The 9,202-nt window shown below is 37.2% G+C and carries 7 protein-coding genes and 1 pseudogene; 4 read left to right on the forward strand and 4 right to left on the reverse strand.

The annotated features are described in order from the left end of the window. Positions 1-145 precede the first annotated feature (145 nt). Together AFK68_RS22680 and AFK68_RS22685 are read right to left on the reverse strand one after the other, a co-directional pair. Entirely contained in the window at positions 146-496 is a 351-nt protein-coding gene (locus AFK68_RS22680; RefSeq protein ID WP_094675309.1) for a hypothetical protein, read from the reverse strand. A 565-nt stretch (positions 497-1,061) separates the two neighbouring features. Then, positions 1,062-2,579 carry a glycosyltransferase family 39 protein gene (locus AFK68_RS22685; RefSeq protein ID WP_143438152.1) on the reverse strand — a complete coding sequence of 506 codons (1,518 nt, stop codon included), beginning with the start codon at positions 2,577-2,579 and terminating at the stop codon, positions 1,062-1,064. Between the two features lie 309 nt (positions 2,580-2,888). Between AFK68_RS22685 and AFK68_RS22690 the strand changes: the two genes are divergently transcribed. Then, positions 2,889-3,056, forward strand: coding sequence for a DUF2256 domain-containing protein (locus AFK68_RS22690; RefSeq protein WP_094675313.1), 168 nt, complete (start codon positions 2,889-2,891; stop codon positions 3,054-3,056). A 34-nt stretch (positions 3,057-3,090) separates the two neighbouring features. Continuing rightward, positions 3,091-4,014 carry an isoaspartyl peptidase/L-asparaginase gene (locus AFK68_RS22695; RefSeq protein ID WP_094675315.1) on the forward strand — a complete coding sequence of 308 codons (924 nt, stop codon included), beginning with the start codon at positions 3,091-3,093 and terminating at the stop codon, positions 4,012-4,014. A gap of 786 nt (positions 4,015-4,800) precedes the next feature. Here the strand turns inward: AFK68_RS22695 and AFK68_RS39545 are convergent. Together AFK68_RS39545 and AFK68_RS46120 are read right to left on the reverse strand one after the other, a co-directional pair. Continuing rightward, the gene (locus AFK68_RS39545) at positions 4,801-5,355 is read right to left on the reverse strand and encodes a RusA family crossover junction endodeoxyribonuclease (protein WP_371357501.1); all 555 of its coding nucleotides are present in this window, start codon (positions 5,353-5,355) and stop codon (positions 4,801-4,803) included. Positions 5,356-5,406: 51 nt separating this feature from the next. Beyond that, positions 5,407-5,793, reverse strand: a pseudogene (locus tag AFK68_RS46120) (DUF3102 domain-containing protein); the annotation flags it as partial. A gap of 2,242 nt (positions 5,794-8,035) precedes the next feature. On the opposite strand from AFK68_RS46120, the gene AFK68_RS46125 reads away from it, so the two are divergent. Further along, positions 8,036-8,253: hypothetical protein (locus tag AFK68_RS46125; RefSeq protein WP_371357502.1), on the forward strand; the 218-nt coding region annotated here is incomplete at its 3' end. Positions 8,254-8,261: 8 nt separating this feature from the next. Then, positions 8,262-9,202, forward strand: a 941-nt coding sequence (locus AFK68_RS22720; protein ID WP_143438153.1) for a filamentous hemagglutinin N-terminal domain-containing protein, incomplete at its 3' end; no start/stop codon positions are given.

The raw sequence follows: 9,202 nt of genomic DNA on the forward strand, positions 1-9,202 counted from the left end.
TGTTAAGACCGATAGATAGTACACAAGTACATAAATATTTCATTATTCATTAATTTCAAACCCGCCCCTACTATTGTATTATTTTAGCTGTCTTTGTTCACTACTGGACTTCATGTACCACCGAATACAGTGTATCTTAAATATATTAGTAATCACATATAGTCAAAATTCCTTTTTCAGAACCTTTAGGTGATACCCATCTATTGCCTCCCAGTGTTGTTTCGGCAATAACCTGACCACTACCAGTAAGTTTTCTGACTAACCTAGGAGCAAATTTGCGAATATTACAATTAATTTCTACAATCATATAGACTTGTTCCATTCCATCATAGTCCATCCCGTCGTATTGCTTTAATATTTCTGCTCCCCACAAATTCTTGCCTAGGTCTTGAATTGTGTTCATGTTTATTGACGTTGTTACTTTGCGGTTATAACCAACGGGATACCAATCTGCCATCCCTTGTGTTATAACAATACTAGCCAAAAGTTCAAGCATAATTAATTCCTAAATAAGTGATTAAACAGGTTTTCCTGAAAACCTGTTGTTAGTTTAACTTACTTTGAAATATTATTTTAATAATCTCTATAGCAGTCCTATTTTATTTGTGTATAAAAACCTTGCTGCTTTTAGGCAACAGGGAATAGGGAACAGGGAACACTTAAGTGACGAGAGTTTCAAGTTTTTTATCTACTTTTTGATTTTTCACGACCTATGGGCGGGTTGCTATAGCAATTCCCAAAAAGCGTGAGGTACAAAATTCGTTAGTTTGAGCGAGTAGGGGAGTAGGGGAGTAGGGGAGTAAGGGAGATAGGGAGTAGTAATTCGGGTTCGGTGGGAATAGAAAATAAGAAAAACAACTGTACCTCAGTAACTTGAGAAACGCTATATNTAAGGGAGATAGGGAGTAGTAATTCGGGTTCGGTGGGAATAGAAAATAAGAAAAACAACTGTACCTCAGTAACTTGAGAAACGCTATATAGTTTTTCTAGACCATTGATTAAATCTGCTCTATTTTAATCTCAATACTTATTAACCCATAGTTTTGATATTGATGTACTTTTCATTTTTGCAAATAGTAATAAAAACCCTGATTTTGGTATTGCAAAATATAACGGTTATCTAATAAATTGACATTACCATAAACTTGCAAATTTTCTTGAAAAATTGGGTCAGACTTTTTTAATTCTATCAGGTCTATACTTACTTCTTTTTCAACTTGCCGTAGTTCCTGTAATGTTTGAGGCAATTGCCAAATTACTTGAGTCGGATAATGAGCGATCGCTAAATAACGATTTTTCTCAGATATAACTACCTGTGGTTGAATTGACAATTTTGAGATGACTTTTTCTAGTCGAAAACTATTAGTGGATAAACGTTTAAACTGTCCTTTTTGGGTTTGTCTGAGTAGTTGAAATGTGACAAAGTTTGAGTAACTTAAACACAGACAAATTACTAATCCAATAGCTACTACTTTTTTGATTTTTAATTGTGGTGTTAATAGCCACAAACCAGTCACAGATAAGATTGCCATTAATGGAGAAAAAACTGCTAATCCTCTAGTTGCATTAATATATTGATAAAGTAATAAAAATGCCAATAAAGCTGGCATAAAACTAATTAAGCTAAAAACAGATAAATTTATATATTTTTCCCATTGTTGTAATTTTTTTTGATGAATTGCTGTAGCCGTACTTGCAACAGTAATACTCCATAGCACTAGCATTGAAATAGTAATTGTTCCATAGACGGGAAACTTTTTAAAATTAATTATGAGAGTGCAATTAAATAGAAAGTTTTCCCAGATAATTCTCAGCATATGAGTCAAATTAGATTGGGATAAAATTCTTGTTGCTGCATAGGGATAGATTTCTTGATTTTGAGAAAGGGGTATTAAAACAGTGATAAACAGGAATGCAAAACCAAATAATAAGCTGAATAAAGTTTTTTTGTAATGTTGATTTTTCTCAATCCATAAGATGGCAATACTAGCAGGAAACAAAGTCAATAAAAATGGTTTAATTAAATATGCTAAAGCTATTGCCAAAGCCAAAAATATTCCTTTTAAAAAACTTTCTTTTTGTAGAAATAAAAGAGCCACAACTACCATAATCACAGCAGCAGCCGATATTTCTGTCATTACTGAATGAGTCAAAACTAAAGTGTAAGGATAAATCAAATAAATCAAACTAGCCCCAAAACCAACCCATTGATTAGCAATGAATATGCCAACTGTAAAAATTAAAAATATCGTCAAAACTAACAGCAAATAATTAACAAAAAATGGTGTAGCTTCATTAATTCCACCAATCAAAAAACCAAAAGCCAAAATTAAAGGATAACCAGGTAGATGAGTATCCTTAGTAGGATAGCCTTTTTGAATAATACTACTAGCCAAATAATGGTTACTATTAAAATCAAAATGACGAACAATATTTTGAGCTACAGTATAGTAAAGCGTTTCATCATTCCAGCGAATTTGTAGAGAGACTGGTCTAGTAATATAGAGAGCGATCGCTGTTATTATAAACAGTAATAGATATGGAAAAAGATTAGTAAATAAATTTCTACGAAAAGTCATTTTTGAAGTTAGGAGAAAGGAAGAAGGAAGAAGAAAGAAGGAAGAAAANATTATAAACAGTAATAGATATGGAAAAAGATTAGTAAATAAATTTCTACGAAAAGTCATTTTTGAAGTTAGGAGAAAGGAAGAAGGAAGAAGAAAGAAGGAAGAAGCTTAAATATAGTAAATATTTCCTCAGCTTTTACACAAATTATACCAACAGACATAATATCAAATGGTAGCAGGCAAGATGCTTACTCCACTTATTAAAATCATACTGCCATTTTTAGGTATAATAATTAATGGATATCAAATAATTATTATATCATGGCAAAAACTAAATCTAAATCTGACTTTCCCCAAAAAATATGTCCTGTCTGTAACCGCCCTTTTACTTGGCGAAAAAAATGGGCAGACTGTTGGGATGAAGTCAAATATTGTTCCGAAAGATGTCGGCGACGTAAGTCAAAAATTGACAAACAAACCGACGCATAATAGCCTTATATCTAGTAGTTAATCACAAAAAAAAATGCAGCCAAAACTTATTATTCACGGTGGTGCTGGTAGTTCCATTGAGGAAAAAGGAGGATTAGATGTTGTTCGCAAATCTCTCCATCGAATAGTGGATGAATTATATAACTTGCTTCTAAATGACACCGCTGCCGTAGATGCAGTCGTGCGTGGTTGCCAACTATTAGAGGATGACCCTCTTTTTAATGCTGGCACCGGTTCAGTGCTACAATCTGATGGCCAAATTCGCATGAGTGCTTCCTTGATGGATGGGATTAATCATCGGTTTAGTGGGGCGATAAATGTCTCCCGGATTAAAAATCCTATTGACTTGGCCAAAGCGCTGCAAGAATCACCCGATCGCGTATTATCAGATATTGGGGCTGCCGAATTTGTGCGGGAATTACAAATGCCAGTTTACAACCCCTTGACAGATAAACGATTAAATGAATGGCTGGAAGACCGTAAACATGATTTTAGTAGAAAAATGGCAAACGTGATTGCAGAATCTCCAGGCACTGGTACTATTGGTGTAGTAGTTTTGGATAAAGAGGGTAGATTAGCTGCGGGTACCTCTACAGGAGGAAAAGGTTTTGAAAAAATTGGTCGGGTGAGTGACTCCGCGATGCCTGCTGGAAATTATGCTACTGGCAGTGCTGCAATAAGTTGTACTGGTATTGGAGAAGATATTATTGATGAGTGTTTAGCAGCAAAAATTGTGATTCGGGTAACAGATGGTTTTTCCATTAAAGCAGCTTTTGAGCGTTCATTTGCTGAAGCTCACGAACATAAAAGGGATTTAGGAGCGATCGGTATTGATGCTAATGGTATTATTGGTTGGGGAAAAACTTGCGATGTAATTTTAGCTGCTTTTCACGATGGGCACAAAATTGGTGATAGTTTGGAAACTGACAAGGGAACATTAGTTTTTACTGCTGAATAATATAGCAGGGAACAGGGAACAGTCTAAATTGTAGCAGTCTTTTCTTGTCGTGTAGTGTTTCGTTTCATTTCAGCGCCAGCCGTTTTGCTTCGCACAACTTCGTTACCGAGACACCTTAAATGGTGCAATAGTAGGGGCGGGTTTTAGCTATAACTTTCATGCTTACTCTAAGATTTATACAAACCCGCCCTAATGCACAAAACTAGATGTGTCAGTCTACTGGAGCGAAACACCTTAAATGGTGCATTAGAAAACGGGGGGATGGGGTGATTACGAAAAAAGCGCTCTGCACAGTTTTAGCTGTGTCATATCAAATCCGCTTAATTCGGTATAAAAAAAATTTTCATCTTCATCTAAGAGCAAATTTTTCTAAATTCTCTTCCCTCCTGACTCCTGACTCCTGACTCCTGACTCCTAGATTAACTATCTAATTACACCGATGCTACCGGATTTGATATCAGTCTACTACTACAAATTTTGCTTTGTAGCGCAGGCAACATACCCGCCCTACAAAAGTATTAGGACTTACGCACTACAATGTGTTTTTGTCATTGCGTTTAGCTGGCGCACAACTCCGTTAACGCTCCGCGACATGTTTGCGGAGCATTCCGTCAGGAAAAAGCGACAGCTTTGCGANGTTTAGCTGGCGCACAACTCCGTTAACGCTCCGCGACATGTTTGCGGAGCATTCCGTCAGGAAAAAGCGACAGCTTTGCGATAGCAACCCACAGGGTTTGCGAAGCAGTCCGGAACGGATAGCAATCTCAAATCCTAGTTTTCCGTACCTCATGCGTAAGTCCTGAGTATTTCAATTTCAATCCAAACCCCTGTTTTTTTAGTATCAGGAATATATTCAATAGTAAGCTTAGGAATACAACTCAAGCGATCGTCCTGAAGTACACCCGCACCATTTAATGTTAAAGCATCAAGACAAGCTCCTGCTAAATTATCTAAATCAGAATTAGTCCGATGTTTTCCACAAAAACTCATGGAAATAGCTGCTTTTTGAATTGGTAAATCTACCTCTAAATTAAGTTCAGAAACTTGACGGTAAATTTCTACTTCTGCTTCGTTTCTCCAGGTACGATAACGAGGTGGTAAATAAGTACCATTAGCAGTAACTCGTGGACGTGCTTTAGGAACTACTTTCCCAGGAATATACAAACGAATTATTGTAGATTTTTCAGATTTTTCAGATTCTTCAGATTCGGGGTGAGAAGTTGTAAAATCCTCAGCATTATCAAACGACGGAATAATTTTGTTAACTTCCGTATCCACATTTTCTAGCAAATTATCTTTTACCTCAGAAGGAACAAATTGCATTTGAGATTTATCTTCCATAATATCTTCTATAGCAGATAAATCAACTTTCCTGTAGGGATCTAATTGTGNAAACGACGGAATAATTTTGTTAACTTCCGTATCCACATTTTCTAGCAAATTATCTTTTACCTCAGAAGGAACAAATTGCATTTGAGATTTATCTTCCATAATATCTTCTATAGCAGATAAATCAACTTTCCTGTAGGGATCTAATTGTGTCCGGAAACTAGGCCAACTTTTAGCTATTTGCAGATAAGTTTCCGCGCAGCTTTCCGAGAAATGGCAATTATTTTGGAGCCAAGATTGCCATTCAGTAGGAGAAAATAAAGCCTGAGTTTCTAGCAATAATTGACCTAAAGAATAAGCATAAGCCATAGCATTTTTCTGGTCAAGTTGGCATTTTTGATGTTTGAAATTAATATCTTCTATTAACTCTTGCCAGTTAATTAATACCATTTATTTATAAAAGTAGTGAATCTAAAAAAGGGAAGAGCGAATAGCATCTTATATCATGTCCGGTTGAATAGTTATAAATAAGAAGGGAGGAGTCAGCAGTCAGGAGGAAAGAGGGGAGAAAGAAAGTATAAATAAGGAGAACATTTTTTTATCACGCTCTTATCCGGACATTATATTATCCAGCCTCTTTTGAGTAAAACAATGAATATTAAAATACTAATATGATGTCTCTTTAAATACCCAGAATAAAAACTTTTGAGAACAGGGAGTAGGGAGTAGGGAGCAGAGGAAAATTTGTTTGCGCAGCATTCCCTCCGAAAAGATACTATTTTGAAAGACAAGAACATTTTTATTATGACTAATTAATGAGACTTGATAGAAAATATAAATAGGACACTAAAGGGTAACTACAAACAAATACTTTATCAAAACCTTGTAGGGACGTTCCATAGAACGTCCCTACTTTGGTCTACCAATAAAATAACTGCTGTAAGTTAAAAATATTAACTGATACCTCATAAAATATTGTAGGGGCAAACAGCCGTTTACCCCTACTTAAATTCATTAATTTTTACAACAATAATTCAGATAAATCTCATAAACTTATCGGCGTCGTCTACCGCCAAAACCACTGGTTCGACGTGAAGGTGATGAAAACCCACCACTACCAAAACTACGACGTTGTTGACGAGGTTTTGCTGTACCTGAACGCTGCAAGTCACTGGCACCAACACCACTACCTGTAGAACGATTTGTATTTTGCTGTTGTTTACGATTTGTGTTACTTCTAGTAGAGTTAGTTACACCAGTAGAACGTAATGTTTGACGATTTTTCACTGCTGCTGGTGGAGCTTGATAACGCTCTTGATATCGGTTAACAGCTTGAGTGNCCTGTAGAACGATTTGTATTTTGCTGTTGTTTACGATTTGTGTTACTTCTAGTAGAGTTAGTTACACCAGTAGAACGTAATGTTTGACGATTTTTCACTGCTGCTGGTGGAGCTTGATAACGCTCTTGATATCGGTTAACAGCTTGAGTGTAGCTACTACCATATCCGCCATACCCAGTCATTATTCCACCTGGTTGATAAACTGGTGGTACATAATATTGAGGGGTAAATAACATACTACTAATTGCTCCACCAACTACTTGACCTGCTATTGCTCCAGCAAAAGGTGTCCAGAAGTTAGACTCCCGACGGACAATAACTGTTTCTTGTCTACCTGTTTGGGGGTTAGTTTGAGTTTCAGTTACATTATGTACATATTCAATTTTAAAGTCGGGTTTAATATGCAAACTAGCTTGATTGCCATTAATATTAGCATAATTGGTTTTGCCTTCCTGAATTTCCTCCTCAGTCAAACTTGCCATTTGCAAATCTGTAGTAGTATAAATTGGCGGTTTACCTGCAGGAGTATTCAGTAACATTAAAGAATATTCGCCGTTGCCGTCGTTATAGGTTGCTTGTTGTACGGGATATTCTCCTTGACTTACTTGGTTAGGGTTCCGGTTGGAGTTTTGGTTAGATGAGATATTAGGATTTGAGTTTTGATATGAGGTGCTATTGGAACTGCCACAGGCGACTGTTGTCCAACACAATGTTAAACACATAAACAAAACGGTTAATTTACGCAGCATATTATAATTTGCTCCTAAAATAACTTTGAGTTAGTTCTACTTATTATTCTACCTTGATTTGGCTTTTAAGGAGATAATATAGCGCTACGGGCAATTCAAAAGCCAGTAGGGGTGATTCGGGAATCACCCCTACAAAAGTAATCTCTAAGTAAGTTATAAGAATTTGTAAATGTCCTAGATATATTTGCGTAGTGCTATACTAGATTTTTCATACCATTTAATATCATGTCCGGTTGAATAGTTATAAATAAAAAGGGAGGAGTCAGGAGTCGTAGGGGCGTTTTCCTGACGGAATGCTCCGCAAACATGTCGCTCCGCGAAACGGCCGTTAGCTTCGCATAACTATCGTTAACGCCCGTACAGGAGGGAAGAGGGAAGAGGGGATCAAAAAAGTATATGCATGAGAAAGTTTTTTGGTCGCGTAAGCGGAACGGAGTTCTATCACGCTCTTATCCGGACATGATATAAGTTCTGAAATAGTTTGATCGCTGCAACGAAATTGCATAACTATTAAATTAGCTGAAATATAATAGTTGAAAAATTCCAGTTATATTTCCATAAATTATGAAAACGGTTCGCTTGGGCCATCCCTTATCCCTATTAATGCCTTTACTCGCAGCTTTGGCAGCAACTCCTACTAAAGCACAACCCATAACCCCAGCTAATGACAATACAGGTACAACTGTAAATCAAAACGGCAACCAATTTGATATCCAAGGTGGTACTCGTAGTGGAGCAAATTTATTCCATAGTTTTGACCAATTTAACCTCAACTCTGGCCAAACTGCTAACTTCCTGACTACCCCAGATACTACCAATATNCGCAGCTTTGGCAGCAACTCCTACTAAAGCACAACCCATAACCCCAGCTAATGACAATACAGGTACAACTGTAAATCAAAACGGCAACCAATTTGATATCCAAGGTGGTACTCGTAGTGGAGCAAATTTATTCCATAGTTTTGACCAATTTAACCTCAACTCTGGCCAAACTGCTAACTTCCTGACTACCCCAGATACTACCAATATTCTGGGTAGAGTCACAGGAGGAAATGCTTCTTATGTTAACGGTCTCATCCAAGTCCTCGGTGGTAACTCCAACCTCTTCCTAATGAACCCCGCAGGCATAATTTTGGGCCAAAACGCCAGCCTTAACATACCCGCCTCATTCAGCGTCACCACCGCTACAGGTATAGGTTTTGACAACAATAATTTTGGGTTTAAAGCGATCGGCACAAATGACTACTCAAAATTAGTCGGAAACCCCAGTGGATATAGGTTTAACCTATCCAACCCAGGTGCTTTAGTTAATGAAGGAAATTTAAGTTTAAACCCTGGAGAAAATCTCACTTTATTGGGAGGGACTGTGATTAATACAGGGCAACTCTCCGCTCCAGGGGGTAATATAACCATTGCAGCAGTAGAAGGTGGTAGTACCCTGAGAATATCACAACCAGGAAATTTATTAAGTTTAGAAGTAGAGACGTTCCATGCAACGTCCCTACAGAATGGGGAAGATGCTAATATTAATGCTTTATCTTTACCAGAACTTTTAACACGAGGCAATATAACTCACGCTTCATCTGTCACTGTTAATGCTGATGGTGATGTGGTATTAACAGATTCAAATACAATAATTGCTGATACTCCAGGTACAACCATAATTTCTGGAAGTGTCAACGTTTCGATTCCCCCTAACCCCCGTTCAACAAAAAGCGCAGCATCCTCTAGCTTCCCCCTTTCTAAGGGGGAGGGGAAGGGGATCGAAAC

The organism is Hydrocoleum sp. CS-953, assembly GCF_002260545.1.
In the GTDB taxonomy this organism is placed as follows: domain Bacteria; phylum Cyanobacteriota; class Cyanobacteriia; order Cyanobacteriales; family Microcoleaceae; genus Trichodesmium.

What these genes read in the sequence shown, in the direction of transcription:
- AFK68_RS22680 (WP_094675309.1), bottom strand. Translation starts at nt 496, where the DNA reads ATGCTTGAACTTTTGGCTAGTATTGTTATAACACAAGGGATGGCAGAT.
- AFK68_RS22685 (WP_143438152.1), bottom strand. Translation starts at nt 2,579, where the DNA reads ATGACTTTTCGTAGAAATTTATTTACTAATCTTTTTCCATATCTATTA.
- AFK68_RS22690 (WP_094675313.1), top strand. Translation starts at nt 2,889, where the DNA reads ATGGCAAAAACTAAATCTAAATCTGACTTTCCCCAAAAAATATGTCCT.
- AFK68_RS22695 (WP_094675315.1), top strand. Translation starts at nt 3,091, where the DNA reads ATGCAGCCAAAACTTATTATTCACGGTGGTGCTGGTAGTTCCATTGAG.
- AFK68_RS39545 (WP_371357501.1), bottom strand. Translation starts at nt 5,355, where the DNA reads ATGGAAGATAAATCTCAAATGCAATTTGTTCCTTCTGAGGTAAAAGAT.